This is a genomic window from Micromonospora sp. DT227 (assembly GCF_049841835.1).
Classification (GTDB): Bacteria; Actinomycetota; Actinomycetes; order Mycobacteriales; family Micromonosporaceae; genus Micromonospora.
On sequence record NZ_JBNCLA010000002.1, the window covers coordinates 135,722 to 150,887 of the forward strand.

General features: G+C 72.7%; 9 protein-coding genes. 5 read left to right on the top strand and 4 right to left on the bottom strand.

Annotated elements, in window-relative coordinates; genetic code table 11:
- The first annotated feature begins 12 nt into the window (after positions 1–12).
- Positions 13–333 (top strand): hypothetical protein, encoded by a 321-nt coding sequence (locus ACLQ2W_RS09625; protein WP_425786129.1) that lies wholly within the window; start codon positions 13–15, stop codon positions 331–333.
- 88 nt (positions 334–421) lie between these two features.
- Entirely contained in the window at positions 422–805 is a 384-nt protein-coding gene (locus tag ACLQ2W_RS09630) for a hypothetical protein (RefSeq protein WP_425786130.1), read from the top strand.
- 110 nt (positions 806–915) lie between these two features.
- Here the strand turns inward: ACLQ2W_RS09630 and ACLQ2W_RS09635 are convergent, their stop codons facing one another.
- Positions 916–2,718: a glycoside hydrolase family 6 protein gene (locus ACLQ2W_RS09635; RefSeq protein WP_425786131.1), complete on the bottom strand. Its 1,803-nt coding sequence runs from the start codon at positions 2,716–2,718 to the stop codon at positions 916–918.
- Positions 2,719–3,321: 603 nt separating this feature from the next.
- Here ACLQ2W_RS09635 and ACLQ2W_RS09640 point away from each other — a divergent pair.
- Both ACLQ2W_RS09640 and ACLQ2W_RS09645 read left to right on the top strand, forming a co-directional pair.
- Positions 3,322–4,590 (top strand): hypothetical protein, encoded by a 1,269-nt coding sequence (locus tag ACLQ2W_RS09640; RefSeq protein WP_425786132.1) that lies wholly within the window; start codon positions 3,322–3,324, stop codon positions 4,588–4,590.
- 79 nt (positions 4,591–4,669) lie between these two features.
- Positions 4,670–5,515 carry a class F sortase gene (locus ACLQ2W_RS09645; RefSeq protein ID WP_425786471.1) on the top strand — a complete coding sequence of 282 codons (846 nt, stop codon included), beginning with the start codon at positions 4,670–4,672 and terminating at the stop codon, positions 5,513–5,515.
- Positions 5,516–5,590: 75 nt separating this feature from the next.
- Here the strand turns inward: ACLQ2W_RS09645 and ACLQ2W_RS09650 are convergent, their stop codons facing one another.
- Positions 5,591–10,651: an NAD-glutamate dehydrogenase gene (locus ACLQ2W_RS09650; protein ID WP_425786133.1), complete on the bottom strand. Its 5,061-nt coding sequence runs from the start codon at positions 10,649–10,651 to the stop codon at positions 5,591–5,593.
- Positions 10,652–10,938: 287 nt separating this feature from the next.
- On the opposite strand from ACLQ2W_RS09650, the gene ACLQ2W_RS09655 reads away from it, so the two are divergent.
- Positions 10,939–12,900, top strand: coding sequence for a penicillin-binding transpeptidase domain-containing protein (locus ACLQ2W_RS09655; RefSeq protein ID WP_425786134.1), 1,962 nt, complete (start codon positions 10,939–10,941; stop codon positions 12,898–12,900).
- A 42-nt stretch (positions 12,901–12,942) separates the two neighbouring features.
- Here the strand turns inward: ACLQ2W_RS09655 and ACLQ2W_RS09660 are convergent, their stop codons facing one another.
- A complete protein-coding gene (locus ACLQ2W_RS09660; protein WP_425786135.1) occupies positions 12,943–14,163 on the bottom strand; it encodes an arginase family protein in 1,221 nt (406 codons plus the stop codon).
- Positions 14,164–14,228: 65 nt separating this feature from the next.
- A complete protein-coding gene (locus tag ACLQ2W_RS09665; protein ID WP_425786136.1) occupies positions 14,229–15,146 on the bottom strand; it encodes a tetratricopeptide repeat protein in 918 nt (305 codons plus the stop codon).
- Positions 15,147–15,166 lie beyond the last annotated feature (20 nt).

Genomic DNA, 15,166 nt, shown 5'->3' on the forward strand with positions numbered 1-15,166 from the left:
GGGACCCACGCCATGGCAGACAACGCGGACCGCTACCAGGACGGCGAGGCCCACGACCCGCTTGTCGACGAGACCGAGGACGCCCGGGAGGAACACTCCGCCGCGGCCCGGCTGTTCGACATCCGCCGGGTCATCGGTGGGCTGTTCGTCGCGTACGGGCTGATCGTCGGGCTGATGGGCCTCTTCGACTCGTCGGCCGAGATCGACAAGGCGCAGGGCCTGCGGATCAACCTGTGGGCCGGCGCGGTGATGCTGGTCTTCGGGCTGCTCATGCTGCTCTGGCAGCGGCTGCGCCCGACCGAGGCCCCGTCGACGCGCTCCGACGGGTCCTGAGCCGCACCGGATCCCCGCCCCGGCCCCGCCGGCATGCCCGGCGTCGCACCGGGTACGCCAGGCGCGGATGGGGACAGGAGGCAGCAGCATGACCGATCGTGACCCCGGTGGCGAGCGACCGCTGGAGGAGACCCCCGAGATGGCCGCCGCGGTGGACGACGACAGCACGGTGCCGCAGCTCCGCGGCGGCGGCACCGATCCGGACAATCCCGCGTTCGCCGAGCCGGACGGCGCGGTGGCCGACACCGGCTCGCCGGACATCCTCGGCGACCCGTACGCGGCCGGCACCGGGGCGACCGGCACCGGCACCGGCGCGGGCGGGGACAACATCCGTACCGGCGCCGAGCAGCCCTGGGAGCCGGAGGACCTGGTGCGGGCCCGTGGCCAGGACGTGACCCCGGAGAACGTCGAACGGGCCCGTCGTGACCTGGCCGAGCTGGGCCGCGCGGCGATCGAGAAGACGGTGCCCTGACCGGGAACGGCCGGGGGCCCCTGGTCGACGTGGGCGTCGACCAGGGGCCCGGGGAAACCCGCGCGGCGGTGCCTCACTCCCGCCGCGGCGGGTGGTCCGGCCGCGGGGCTCTACAGCGCCGGGTAGGCGTTCTGCATGAGCTGCGCGAACTGGGCCGCGAACCAGGCGCCGGAGATCGGCGCGTCCGGCAGGGCGCCGGACAGGCTGTTCCCGTTGCGGGCGTTGCCGGTGTACGTCGGGTCGCACATCCGGTCGAAGCCCTTGCCCTCGTCGTTCGGGATCGCCTTGCTGGAGCCGTCCGACTCACCCGGGGGCTTCACCCAGACGTAGGCGTCGATGCCCGGCTCCGGGTTGGCCTTCGGCCGCTCGCCGAGGCCGGCACCGGCCTGGTTGCACCAGTTGCCGGCGTGGATGCGGCGGTCGACCCGACCCCCGTTGACGTAGGCGTCAACGCTGGTCAGCGGGCCAGGACCGGTCGGCCGCGCCGAACCGCCCCAACCGTTGCGGGAGGTGTCGATCAGCATGCCGATGTTGCTGTCGAAGCCGATCGAGACCAGCTTCTGCCGGAACGCCTGGGCGAACGAGAGCTCGTCGACGTAGAAGTTCCAGTCGATCCACTTGGCCTGCCGCACGGTCTGGCCGTTCACCGAGTCGGTGATCTTGACGTACGGCTCCTTGAGCGCGGAGTAGTTCGCCGTGTTGACGATGAACCCCTGCACGTTCTTCACGGTGCTGCCGGACGCCACAGCGGCGGCCTTGAGCTGGTCGGCGGTCGGGCCGAAGTTGCTGTCCCAGCCGATCCAGCCGTGGTGCGCGGCGTCGATGTAGTTGTAGACGTTGCCGATCGCACCGAGCTTCGCCAGCGCGTAGCCGACGCCGTTGACGTAGGCGCCGTTGGCCTTGACCGTGTCGCACATCGCGGTGCCGCCCGGCTGGCCCGAGGTGTTGGTCACCAGGTTGGGCAGCGAGTCGATCTCGATGATGTTGACGATGCGCAGGTTCTTGTACTTCGCGTCGGCCTGGATCGCGGCGATCGGGTCGATGTACTCGGTCTTGTAGCGGGGCAACTCGTCCGGGCCCAGCTCGCCGTTCGAGGCCAGCGCGGCACAGTCCCGGCCGGGCAGGTTGTAGATGACGAACTGGATGTAGCCGGCGCCCTGGGCGAGCGCGGCGTCCAGGTGGTCACGAACGCCCATCGAGCCGTTGGAGCTGCTGCCCGTGGTGCCGTTGATGGCGGCGATCCGGTCCAGCCAGACCGCGGTCGGGTTGTTCGACACCCGGTTGCCACCGGCCACCGACTCGGCCTTGGCCTTCCACTCCGGGTTCACGTACCCCTTGACCCCGGCGTACGGGTTGTCCACCTTCTGCCCCGGCGGCGGGGTGGTGGGCGGCGGGGTGGTGGGGGGCGGGGTCGTCGGCGGGGTGCTGGTGGGCGGCGTGCTCGTCGGCGGGGTGCTCGTCGGCGGCGTGCTGGTGGGCGGCGTGCCGCCGTTGCAGACCGTGCCGTTGAGCGTGAACTGCGTCGGCTTCGGGTTGCTGCCGCTCCAGGCGCCGTTGAACCCGATGCTGGTGCTGGCACCGGTGCCCAGCGAGCCGTTGTAGGACTCGTTCTGGGCGGTGACGTTCTGGCCGCTCTGGGTCCACTTCGCCGACCAGCCCTGCTGTACGCGCTGGCTGCTGTTGCCGAACGTGAAGCCGAGGTTCCACGAGCTGACCGGGTCACCGAGGTTCTTGATGACCACGTTCGCGGTGAAGCCACCGGCCCAGTCGTTGGTGGTGTAGTCCACGCTGCACTGCGTCGCGGCCTGCGCCGCGGTGACCGGGAGGGTCACCAGCCCGCCGGCCACGAGGACGCCGGCGCCGGTGAGCGCGAGCGTCCGGCTCCGGCCGGACAGCCTTCTCCACAGATTCATACCACTGATCTCCTTGGGCGAGACCGGATCCGCGTACGGCCCGGCGGAATGGCGGCGGTGGTCGGCCCTGCGGGAACGACCGTGCGCGCCACGGGTTGTTTCGGGGGACGCCCGACCCGGACGGGCGTGAGGTGGTGGTGGTGCCGACCGGTCCGCAGGACCGGTCGAAGGAGCCGGACGTCGTCCGGTGAGACCGGTTGCCCTCGACGTCTGCGCTCGCGGTGTGGCTCCCCGAACCGCGTGCAGCGATTCTTGCATGGGAGCGCTTCCATGGCAATGCCTCGATACGCACCCCGACCCTACCCCCACCCCCCACCACCCCACCCCCGTCGATCATGAGGTTGACGGCAGACGGAAGCGCTCCCCCGACCGCCAACTCCATGATCACCGGCGGTCGGCCGCCCGGACGGGGTGCCGGGGACCCGGTCGGGAGGCGCAGAGGGCGCAGAGGGCTCGGGGATGGTCGGCGCTACGCGAAATGCCACATCATCGACAAAGCCCGAAAAACGAAACTTTCCCCGGATAGGTCGCGAAAAGGTCTAACGTCGGCCGTAGCTCGACTGACGTCGGGCTCAGGACGAACAGGGATGGAGTGACGCTGGTATGGCTGACAAGATGCTCGGGAAGATCGTCGCGGGTGCCGCTCTCGGCGGCGCGGGCCTTCTCGTGTTCACCCCGGGAATGGCCTACGCAGGCGGGCACGACGACGAGGGCAAGGTGATCGCCAAGCCGCACGTGGTCAAGGCCGGTGACACCGTGGAACTGCTCCAGATCTGCCCGGAGCCCCAGGAGCACGCCTACGTCTGGTCGAAGGTGACCGGCAAGGTCGACCTCCACCCGGCCCGGGAGGGGGAGCACGGCGACTGGTCCGACAAGGGCGGTGACTGGTCCGACAAGGGCGGCGACTGGGCCGACAAGGGCGGCGACTGGGCCGACAAGGGCGGCGACTGGGCCGACAAGGGCGGCGACTGGGCCGAGGACGCGGACCAGGGTCCCGATGGCAAGGACGGGCACGGTGCCCCGCCCGAGGCCAACAAGGACGAGCACGGCAAGGACGCCAAGGACGGCAAGGACGAGCACGGCAAGGAAGAGCAGGGCAAGAACGAACAGGGCAAGGGTCCCGAGGGCAAGGGTCCCGAGGGCAAGGACGAGAAGGGCACGGACGGGCACGGTCCCGGCGAGGCGGGCATGCCGGAGCCGCCGGCCGACGCGCCGAAGCCGGGCGGTATGGATGCCGGCATGGCCGCCGACGCCGGGGATCTGGGACCGCAGGGCCACGAGGAGTACGGCCAGGACGCCGAGCCGGGCTGGACGGCTGCCGACTGGACCCGGGACGAGCACGGCACCGACGGCAAGGACGGACACGGTGCCCCGCCCGAGGCCAACAAGGACGAGCACGGCAAGGACGAGCACGGCAAGGACGAACAGGGCAAGGACGAACAGGGCAAGGACGAACAGGGCAAGGACGAGCACGGCAAGGACGGCAAGGACGAGCACGGTGCCCCGCCGGAGGCCGGCAAGGACGAGCAGGGCAGGGACGCCAAGGACGAGCAACACGGCGACTGGCAGGACGACAAGGGGTACGGCCACGGCGAGGACGAGGCCGGCTGGGAACACGGGAAGGACTTCGTCTACTACGGCGAGGCCCGCGTCTCCGAGGACGTCCACCCGGGCCGCTACGAGCTGAACGGCTCCTGCGGCGAGGGCGAACTGGTGGTCCTCCCCCGGGGCGGGGTCGACGGCGGTGACGGCGGCATGGCCACCACCGGCCTGGACCGTGGTCTCGCCACCGGAGGCGCCGGCATGATCGGTGCCGCCGCACTCGGCGGACTGGTGCTGATGCGTCGGCGGCGGGCCGGTGGCCTGGTCTGACCGGACGACGAACCGGGCCGGCGGCCGTCACGGGAAACCGTGGCGCGCCGTCGGCGCGGCCGTCGTCGTCCTGCTCGCCATGGTGGGCTCCGGCCTGATCGGCGCATCCGTCCGCACCGTCCCGCCGCCCACCCCGCCGCAGCCGATCGCGCAGGCCGGACCGGCCGGCACGACGGATGCCACCGACCCGCCCACCGCCTCCGACACCGATCCGGACGCCGACGGCGGCGCGCCCTGGGACGGCCCGTCGACCACCTACGCCGATCCGGCCACGCCGCCCGGCACCGCGCCGGGCACGCCACCCGGCGCCGCACCGGCGACCCCGCCCGGCACCGCGCCAGGAACGCCGGCGGGGACCGGGCCGGGCACACCGGCGGGGACCGGGACCGCGCCGGGCACACCGCTCGGGAGCGTGCCGGTGGCCCCCGGCGCCGCACCGACCGGGCCCACGGGTGCCCCGGCCGCACTGCCCCGCTCCGCGCCCACCACCGTCGTGATCCCCCGGATCGGGGTCCGCGCCGAGGTCATGACGCTCGGCACCAACCCGGACGGAACGGTCCAGGTGCCCCCGCTGGACCAGGCGATGAAGGCGGGCTGGTACTCCCCCGGCGCCAGCCCCGGCGAGGTCGGCAACGCCGTGATCGTCGGGCACGTCGACTCCGCCAAGCTCGGCCCGGCGGTCTTCTTCAACCTGGGCGCGCTGGTGCCGGGCGACACCATCGCCGTGTCCCGGCAGGACGGCTCGACCGTCACGTTCACCGTGGAGGAGGTCCGGTCGTACCCGAAGACCGCCTTCCCGGCGGAGCAGGTCTACGGCCCGTCCACCGTGCCCGGCCTGCGCGTGGTCACCTGCGGCGGGGTGTTCGACCGGACCGCCGGCAGCTACCTGAACAACATCGTGGTCTACGCCCGGATGACCCGCTGATCCACCTCAGACACGGAAAGAGTGCCCATCCGAAGCGCGATGGGCACTCTTTCCGTGCATCAGTGACGTGGCGCGTCAGGCCGCTGCCGAGGTGCGGACCAGGGTACGGATCTGGCGCAGCAGGACGGACAGGGCGGACAGGTCGGCGCGGGACTCGTCGAACTCCCCCATCGCCCGGTGCGCCCGGTGGATCGAGGTCGCGTTCGCCTGCTCCCACTCCTGCACCCGCTCCACCGGCGGCTGGCTGTCCGAGGTGGAGCTGAGCACCTCCGCGGTGAGCGCGGCCAGCGCGGCGTACAGGTCGTAGCGCAGCGCCATCCGGGCCAGCGTCTGCCAGCGGTCCTCCCGCGGCAGCAGGGAGATCTTCGACAGCAGCGCGTCCACCCGGAACCGGTCGGAGAGCACGAAGTAGACCGAGGCCACCTCGCTCACCTCCCGCCCGGTCGTCTTCGCCGTCTCGACGATGTCGAGCAGGCCGAAGCTGTACATCAGGCGGGTCGCCTGCACGGCCAGCTCACGCGGCAGCCCCTTGCCGACGAGCGTCTCGATGTGCGCCGCGATCGCCTCCCGCTCGGTGCCCCAGAACAGGTGCTCCAGGTCCGGCATGAGCTGGGCCACGCCGTCCCGCAGCCGGGTGATCTCCGCCGGCACGTCGATCGGCGAGCGCCGGTTGGTGACCAGCCAACGCACCGCGCGGTCGAGCAGCCGTCGGGTGTCCAGGTAGACGGCGGTCTGCAACTCGGGCGAGACCTTGTTGTCCAGCGCCTCGACCGCGTTCCACAGCTCGCCCAGCCCGAACACCTCACGGACCACCACGTACGCGCGCAGCACGTCCGCCGCCGAGGCGGCCGTCTCCTCGACCACCCGGAACACGAACGAGATGCCGCCCCGGTTGATCGCCTCGTTGACCAGCACCGTGGTGACGATGTCCCGGCGCAGCCGGTGCCGGCCCATCCGGTCGGCGAAGCGCTGCCGCAGCGGGGTCGGGAAGTAGTTGACCAGGACGTCGGTCGTCCACTCCTCGTCCGCCAGCCCCTCGCTGACGATCTCCCGCTCCAGCACGATCTTCACGTACGCGAGCAGCACCGCGAACTCCGGCGGGGTCAGCCCGGTCTCGGTGCGGACCGCCAGCTCCTCGTCCGACGGCAGCGCCTCCAGCGCCCGGTCCAGCGCGCCGGACCGCTCCAGCTCGTTGATCATCCGGCGGTGCACCGGGAGCAGCGAGGCGGCCTGGGTCTGGGCGTTGTTGAGCGCCCGCGCCTGGTCGTAGTTGTCCCGCAGCACCAGCTCGGCGACCTCGTCGGTCATCTGGGCCAGCAACTCGTCCCGCTCCGGCCGGTCCAGCTCCCCGTCGGCGACCGCGGTGTTCAGCAGGATCTTGATGTTCACCTCGTGGTCGGAGCAGTCCACCCCGGCCGCGTTGTCGATGAAGTCGGTGTAGATGCGTCCACCGCCGGCGGCGTACTCGATCCGGCCCTGCTGGGTGAAGCCCAGGTTGCCGCCCTCGCCGACCACCCGGCAGCGCAGGCTCTTGCCGTCCACCCGGATGGCGTCGTTGGACTTGTCCCCGACCTCGGCGTTGGTCTGCGTCGACGCCTTCACGTAGGTGCCGATGCCGCCGTTCCAGAACAGGTCCACCGGCGCGGTGACGATCGCCTTCATCAGCTCCTGCGGGCTGAGCTGCGTGACGTCGTCGTCGAGGCCGAGCACCGCGCGGACCTGCGGCGTGAGCGGCACCGACTTCGCGGTACGCGGGAAGATGCCGCCGCCTTCCGAGATCAGCTCCGGGTCGTAGTCCTCCCAGGACGACCGGGGCAGGTCGAACAGCCGCTTGCGCTCGGCGAACGAGGTGGCCGCGTCCGGGTCCGGGTCCAGGAAGATGTGCCGGTGGTCGAACGCGGCCACCAGCCGGATGTGCTCGGAGAGCAGCATCCCGTTGCCGAACACGTCGCCGGACATGTCGCCGACGCCGACCACTGTGAAGTCCTGGGTCTGGGTGTCGTGCCCCAGCTCCCGGAAGTGCCGCTTCACCGACTCCCAGGCGCCCCGGGCGGTGATGCCCATCTTCTTGTGGTCGTAGCCGGCCGAGCCGCCGGAGGCGAACGCGTCACCGAGCCAGAAGCGGTGCGCGGTGGAGATCTCGTTGGCGATGTCGGAGAACGTCGCGGTGCCCTTGTCCGCCGCCACCACCAGGTAGGGGTCGTCGGCGTCGTGCCGGACCACGTCCTCGGGCGGCACGATCTCGCCGCTGACGATGTTGTCCGTGACGTCGAGCAGCGCGGAGATGAACTCCTTGTAGCAGACCACCGCCTCGTCCCGGTCGCCCGGCTTCTGCTTGAGCACGAAGCCGCCCTTGGCGCCCACCGGCACGATCACCGCGTTCTTCACCATCTGCGCCTTGACCAGGCCCAGCACCTCGGTGCGGAAGTCCTCGCGCCGGTCGGACCAGCGCAGGCCGCCCCGGGCCACCGGCCCGAACCGCAGGTGCACGCCCTCGAACCGGGGCGAGTAGACGAAGATCTCGAACTTCGGCCGCGGCGCCGGCAGGTCCGGGATGGCCTGCGGGTCCAGCTTGAACGCCACGTACGGCTTGGGCCGCCCGCCCACCGGCTTCTGGTAGAAGCTGGTACGCAGCGTGGCCTGGATCAACGTCAGGAAGGCCCGCAGGATGCGGTCCTGGTCGAGGCTGGCCACCTCGTCCAGCGCCTCGCCGATCGCGTCGACCAGCTCGGCGCCGCGCTGGCGCCGCTCGTCCATCGTGATGGGGCTGGGCGCGAACCGGATCTCGAAGAGCTGCACCAGCAGCCCGGCGATGCTCGGGTACGCGATGAACGTCTGTTCCATGTACTCCTGGGAGAACACCGTGCCGGCCTGCCGCAGGTACTTCGCGTACGCGCGCAGCACGACCACCTGCCGCCAGGTGAGCCCGGTGCGCAGCACCAGCTCGTTGAAGCCGTCCACCTCGGCCTCGCCCCGCCAGGCGGCGGCGAACGCGTTCTCCACGTGCGGGCGCACCTCGGCCAGGTCCTGGTGCCGTTCCGGCAGCTCCAGCCCGAAGTCGTAGAGCCAGATCCGGCCGTCGACGCGCTCCACCTCGTACGGGTGCTCGTCGACCACCTTCACGCCGAGCGAGTGCAGCACCGGCAGCACGGCGGAGAGCATCATCGGCTCGCCGTACCGGTAGACCTTGAACCGCACGTCCAGCGACTCGTCGCCGTCGTTCGCCCGGCCCGAGTAGGCCCGCGGCGCCAACTGCTTGCGGAACAGGTGCATCTCGAGCTGGCCGGGCTCCTCCAGCAGCTCCAGCTTGGCCAGGTCCTTCATCGCCTCGTACGGCGTGTGCCCGTCCTTGTAGCCCTCCGGGAACGCGTCGGCGTACCGGCTGAACAGGTGCTTGGCCTGCTCGTCGCCGAGCTTGCGCTCCAGCACCAGCCGGTAGTCGTCGTCCCAGAGCCGGGTGGCGTCGGCCAGCTCCTCGGCGAGCAGGTCGGCGTCGATCTCGCCGGGCGGGCTGTTCGGGTCGGTGCGGACGATGAAGTGCACCCGGGCCAGCATCGACTCGGTGACCCGGGTGGTGTAGTCGACGCCGACGCCGTTCAGCTCGCGCAGCAGGATGTCCTGCATGCGCAGCCGGTTCTGCGTGGTGAACCGGTCCCGGGGCAGGTAGATCAGGCAGGAGATGAACCGCCCGTACGCGTCCCGGCGCAGGAAGACGCGGAGCTGCCGGCGGCCGGCCATTCGCAGCACGCCGATCACCGCGTGGTAGAGGTCGTCGGTCTTGATCTGGAACAGCTCGTCGCGCGGGTAGGTCTCCAGGATCTGGAGCAGGTCCTTGCCGGAGTGGCTGCGCAGGCTCAGGCCGGAGCGGTCCAGCACCTCGGCGACCTTGCGGCGGACCACCGGCAGCTCCTGCACGCTGGTCCGGTACGCGGCGGTGGAGAACAGGCCCAGGAAGCGCCGCTCCCCGACCACCTCGCCGGCCTCGTTGAAGATCTTGAAGCCGATGTAGTCGAGGTAGGCCGAGCGGTGCACGGTGGCCCGGGAGTTGGCCTTGGTGATGATGAGCAGGCGCTTCTCCAGCACCCGCTCGTGCGCCTCCGGGGTCATCGAGTTCAGCGACCGGGCCTCCGGCGAGTCGGACCGCAGGATGCCCAGCCCGGTGCCGAGGACCGCCTCCAGCGCCTGCCCGCCGGCCGCCCCGTCCGCGTCGACCAGGCGGTACTCCCGGTAGCCGAGGAACGTGAAGTGGTCGTGCGCCAGCCAGCGCAGCAGCTCCACCGAGTCCGTGATGTCCTTCTCCGGCACCGGCGGGCGGCTGTCCGACGTCCGCGCGGCGGCCAGCTCGTCGGCGAGCGCCAACGCCCGCTGCCGCATCTTGGGCCAGTCCTCGACGGCCTCGCGCACGTCGGTGAGCACCCGCTGGAGCTCGCGGCGCACCGCCTCCCGCTCGGCCGGGTCGCGGACCGGGTCGATCTCGATCCGCATCCAGCTCTCGACCAGGTCACCGGCGATCGCGTCGTCCGGCTCCACGTCCGCGGAGACCTCGGTGAGCCGGCCCAGCGGCTCCCGCCGAACCACCACCAGCGGGTGCACCAGCAGGTGCACGTCGAGGTGGCGGGAGTTCAGCAGCGCGGTGACCGAGTCGACCAGGAACGGCATGTCGTCGGTGACGATCTCGACGACCGTGTGGTGCTGCTCGGCGTCCGGCTCGTGGATGCGCAGTTTCAGCTCGCCCGGCACCCGCTGCTGGGCCAGGTCCCGGTGGGCCCGGGCCGCCTCCAGCATCTCCTCGGCGGTGAAGCCGATCAGCTCCTCGTCCGGCGCGAACCGCCAGAACCGGTCCACCAGCGTGGCCGCGTCGTGGTCGTCGCCGGCCAGCGCGACCGCCTGGGCGACCAGCCGCTCCGCGTTGGGCACCGGCTCGTCCAGCTCGGCGTCCTCCACGTCGTCGGCCAGTGCCTGCGCGGGCAGGCCCAGGTCGTAGAGGGTGTCGATGCTGGAACCGGTCAGGCCGGTCACTCCTGTGTCGAGACGGCCGAAACCGTCCCCGTCGGTCGCCGAATCGAAGCTGTCATCGTCCCGGCTGGTGTCAGCCTGGAGATCGGGTCCCGGTTTGATCGCCGGACGCCGGTCCATCGGTGCCACTCCCCTCGACCCACCGCGTTGTGGGTCACTCTGCCGCCCAGCCTAGGCCCTGCCGTTGTGCCCCTCCGTCGGCGGACCACTGGCCGGACGTCCGGATCGGGACTGTGCCCTTTCACCTGTTGCGGGTCCGTGGTCGGCCGGTCGCGGATTACCCGGCTGGCGATGTTCATCACACTGCCACATGCCACTTCTGAACCCGCCGCGGGCGGTGGCGGGACGGTGGGGAGCCGCGTGGCGTACTAGCGTGCAGGTCAGCTTCACACCGGAGGGACCGCTTCATGCCCCTGTCGTACCCCGTCCACCCCCGTCGCCAATCCCGCCGCCGGCCGATCGCGGCGCTGGTCGCCGCGCTGCTGGCCGCCGGCGCGGTGACCGGGTGCTCCGGCGAGGACGGGCCGGGGAGCACCGTCGACGCCTTCCTGAGCGGCTGGCGCTCGGGTGACCTGCAACCGGTCGGCTTCCTCGCGCCGACCGGCGCGCGGGTGCCGGCGGCCGAGGTGACCAAGCAGTTGAAGGCGCTCTCCGGTGACCTGGCCGCGACGCCGCCGACGCTGGAACGCACCGGCGAGGTCACCACCGCCGGCGACATCGCCACCGCCCGGGTCCGGCTGACCTGGGCGCTGCCGGGCGGCGCCCGCTGGGCGTACGAGAACCCGGTGCGCCTCAAGGGCAGCGGCGACCAGTGGCAGGTGATCTGGGAGCCGGCCGTGGTGCACGAGAAGCTGACCGAGGGCGACCACCTCGCCTTGCGCCGGGAGCCCGCGGAGCGGGCCGCGGTGCTGGACGCCGCCGGCAAGCCCGTCGTGGCGCCCCGTCCGGTGGTCCGGGTCCAGGTCGCGCCCGGCGAGGTGAAGGACGTGCCCGGCCTGGTGCGCAAGCTCGACGCCGCGTTCAAGGCGATCCGGCCCGCGCTCAGCCCGCCGGTCGACCTCAGCGACCTGCCGAAGCGGCTCAAGGAGGTCGACCGGGACGCGCTCGTCGAGGTGGTGACGCTGCGCGACGAGGCGTACCGGCAGGTCAAGTCCCGCATCTACGACCTGCCCGGCACCCGGTTCCCCACCGACCAGCTCATGCTGGCCCCGACCCGGGAGTTCGCCCGGGCGCTGCTCGGCTCCGTCGACCAGGCCCAGGCCGACGATCTCCAGGCCCACCCCGACCGGTACGCCCGCGGCGACCTGGTCGGCCACGACGGCCTCCAGGGCCGGTACGACGAGCGGCTGCGTGGCGTGCCCGGCGTGACCGTGATCACCGAGCGGCCCGCCGCCGAGGGCGCCACCGAGCCCACCGGCACCGAGGTGTTCCGCAGCGACCCGAAGCCCGGCCAGCCGGTGCGGACCACGCTGGACGTGGCCACCCAGAACGCCGCCGACGCCGCGCTGCGGGGCCAGACCCGCCGCTCCGCGCTGGTCGCGGTGCGGATCAGCGACGGCGCGGTGCTGGCCACCGCGAACGGCCCCGGCGCGGCCGGCGAGAACCTCGCGTTCACCGCCCAGGTGCCGCCCGGCTCCACGTTCAAGATGGTCAGCGCGCTGGGCCTGCTCGACCGCGGCGCGGTGACCCCGCAGACCACGGTGAACTGCCCGAAGACCGCCGAGGTCGACGGGCGCATCTTCAAGAACTCGGACAACTTCGCGCTCGGCGCGGTGCCGTTCGCCACCGACTTCGCGAAGTCCTGCAACACCGCCTTCACCGCGCTGGCCCCGCAGCTCGGCCCGGACGGGCTCGCCCAGGCCGGCCGCACGCTCGGGCTGGAGGCCGGGTGGGACCTGGGCGCGGACGTGTTCACCGGCAAGATCTCCGCGAACGGGGAGCGCACCGAGCAGGCCGCCGCCGCGATCGGCCAGGGCACCACGCTGGTCAGCCCGCTGGCGATGGCCGGCGCCACCGCGGCCGTGGCGCGGGGCCGCTTCGAGCAGCCCAAGCTGCTGCTCGACCCGGCGCCGGGCAAGCCCGCCCCGGCCGGGCCGGCGCTCAAGCCGGAGTCGGTGGCCGCGCTGAAGACCCTGATGCGCGGCGTGGTCACCGCCGGCACCGCCACCGCCCTGGCCAAGGTGCCCGGCGAGCCGGTGCACGGCAAGACCGGCACCGCGGAGTACGACAACAACCCGGCGCACACGCACGCCTGGTTCGTGGGCTGGCAGGGCGACGTGGCCTTCGCCGTCTTCGTCGAGCAGGGCGGCTCCAGCACGGCCAGCGCGGTGCCGATCGCCGAGCGGTTCCTGCGCGGCCTGGCCCGCTGACCGGCCCCACCCGCTGACCGGGTCCGCGCGGTCCGGCGTCGCTCAGGCGGGTTCCCCGGTGGCCGGCGCCTCCCCGACCGGTCCGCCGTCCATCCCGGGCACCGCGACGCGGCGGAGCAGCCCGGGGCCGACGGCCGGCCCGGAGTCCTTCTCGCCCGGCTCAGGCAGCCACGCCGCCGTGTCGTCGGCACCGTCGTCATCCCCGTCCACGACAGCCGGCGGGCCGATCGGGTCCGTCGCGACGGCGGGTACGGGCACCGTCGTCACCGGGCGCGGCGCCCGGCCGTCACCCGCCCGGGGTGTCGGGGCCGCCGGGCCGGCCGGCAGCAGCCGGGGCGGCACCGCGTCCGGGGCGACGACCGGGGCGAGCCCGGCCACCACCGTGTTCACGATCTCCGCCGCGTACGCCCCGTCCGGGTCGTAGTCGGGGTCGAAGACGGTCAACTCGACGCCGAGGCAGTGCGGCGTGTCCACCAGCCCGGCGAGCAGGATCTCCAGCTCGGCGAAGGCGATGCCGCCCGGGTCGGGCGCGTCGACGGCGGGCATCACGGCCGGGTCGAGCACGTCCACGTCGATGTGCACCCAGTAGCCGGCACAGTCGACGAGCTGCTCGTGCGCCCACTGGGCGGTGCGGGCCGCGCCCTCGGCGCGCAGCGCCGGCACCGGTCGGGTGGTGATGCCGGCGGCCTGGAGGTCGAGGCGGTACTCGTCCTGCGCCCGGATGCCGAGCACCACCACGTCGATGTCCCGGAAGTAGGGGCGTCGCCCCTCGATGGCGGCCAGGTCGGGCTGCCCCCGCCCGGTGACCAGGGCGAGGTCCTCCCCCGCCGCCGCGCCGACGTAGGAGGCGTTGCCAGGGTGCCGAAAGTCGGAGTGGCCGTCCACGAAGACCAGCCCGATCCGCCCGCCGACCGCCTCGCCGAGCCGGTGCATGGCCAGCGCCGAGCCGAGCAGCACCGAGCAGTCCCCGCCGAGCACCAGCGGGAACTCGCCCCGGTCGATGATCGCGCCGATCCGGTCGGCCAGCGCCACCGAGTAGGTCGAGATCTCCGGCGCGTGGCAGACGCCGTCGCCGGGCCGCCAGTCGCCCGGGTCGTACCGGGGCGGGGTGAGACAGCCGGCGTCGCGGGCCCGCAGCCGGGCGAGCAGCCCGTGGTCGCGCAGCGCGCCGGGCGCCTTGCCGCAGCCGGGCACGGAGCTGACCGTCGGCGGGCGCAGCCCGAGGTTCGTCGGCGCGTCGAGGACGGCGATCCGGCGCATCATGAGCTCCCGTCCTCGATGGTCGGGCGGGCCGGCGGCGCGCCGGCCCGCGCGGGCGTGCGACGAATTCAGAACAGGGCGCTGGCCAGGGCGCGTCGGGCGGAAGCCACGGCGGGGTCGTCCGGGCCGGCGATGGTGAACAGGCCGATCAGGTGCTGGCGGACCCGGTCCCGCTCCTCACCGGCGGTGCGGCGAACCAGGCCGACCAGTCGCTGGTAGGCCTGGTCGGCCAGGCCGCTGAGCACCTCGATGTCGGCGGCCAGCAGTTGGGCGTCCACGTCGTCGGGGGCCGCCGCGGCGGCGTCGAGCGCCCCCTGCGGGTCCGCGCCGGCCACCCGGCGGGCCAGTCCGACCTGCGCCAGGCCCGCCTCCGCCGCCGCGTCCGTCGGGGACTCGGCCAGGATCTTCCGGTACGCCGCCTCGGCGGCGTCCAGGTCACCGCTCATCAGCGCGTCGTCGGCGGCGTCGAGCCGCGGGTCCTCCGGCTCGACCGCCTCGACGCCGGCGGCCTTGAGCACGGCCTGGATCCACTGCCGTAGCTGCGCCTCGGGCACCACGCCCGGGAAGGCGTCGACCGGCCGCCCGCCGACGATCGCGTAGGTGGTCGGCAACGTCTGGAGTTGGAACATCTGCGCGAGCCGGGGCTGCTGCTGCACGTCGACCCGGGCCAGGAGCCACGCGCCGGCGCCCTCGGCGGCCAGCCGCTCCAGCACCGGTGCGAACTGGTCGCTCTCCGGGTACCCGGCGGCGCCGAAGAAGACCACGACCGGTGTGGCGAGCGAGCGTTCGAGCACCTCGGACTGGATGTTCGCCTCGGTCACGTCGATCACGGCGGCCGAGCCGGCGGGGCTGCCCGGCAGCCCGGCGGGCGGGCCGCCCTGGGACGGTGTGGCGGGAGAGGTGTCGGCCGGTGCGGGGGTGCGCAGCGCGCTGAGGTCGACCGCGCCGCGGGTGAAGATCGACGAGGTGATCCGTGGGTCGCTCATGGTTGTCTAGTCTCGCACGT

Bases quoted from the DNA above. Each gene is read 5' to 3' on its own strand.
- ACLQ2W_RS09625 (WP_425786129.1), top strand. From the start codon at position 13: ATGGCAGACAACGCGGACCGCTACCAGGACGGCGAGGCCCACGACCCG.
- ACLQ2W_RS09630 (WP_425786130.1), top strand. From the start codon at position 422: ATGACCGATCGTGACCCCGGTGGCGAGCGACCGCTGGAGGAGACCCCC.
- ACLQ2W_RS09635 (WP_425786131.1), bottom strand. From the start codon at position 2,718: ATGAATCTGTGGAGAAGGCTGTCCGGCCGGAGCCGGACGCTCGCGCTC.
- ACLQ2W_RS09640 (WP_425786132.1), top strand. From the start codon at position 3,322: ATGGCTGACAAGATGCTCGGGAAGATCGTCGCGGGTGCCGCTCTCGGC.
- ACLQ2W_RS09645 (WP_425786471.1), top strand. From the start codon at position 4,670: ATGGTGGGCTCCGGCCTGATCGGCGCATCCGTCCGCACCGTCCCGCCG.
- ACLQ2W_RS09650 (WP_425786133.1), bottom strand. From the start codon at position 10,651: ATGGACCGGCGTCCGGCGATCAAACCGGGACCCGATCTCCAGGCTGAC.
- ACLQ2W_RS09655 (WP_425786134.1), top strand. From the start codon at position 10,939: ATGCCCCTGTCGTACCCCGTCCACCCCCGTCGCCAATCCCGCCGCCGG.
- ACLQ2W_RS09660 (WP_425786135.1), bottom strand. From the start codon at position 14,163: ATGATGCGCCGGATCGCCGTCCTCGACGCGCCGACGAACCTCGGGCTG.
- ACLQ2W_RS09665 (WP_425786136.1), bottom strand. From the start codon at position 15,146: ATGAGCGACCCACGGATCACCTCGTCGATCTTCACCCGCGGCGCGGTC.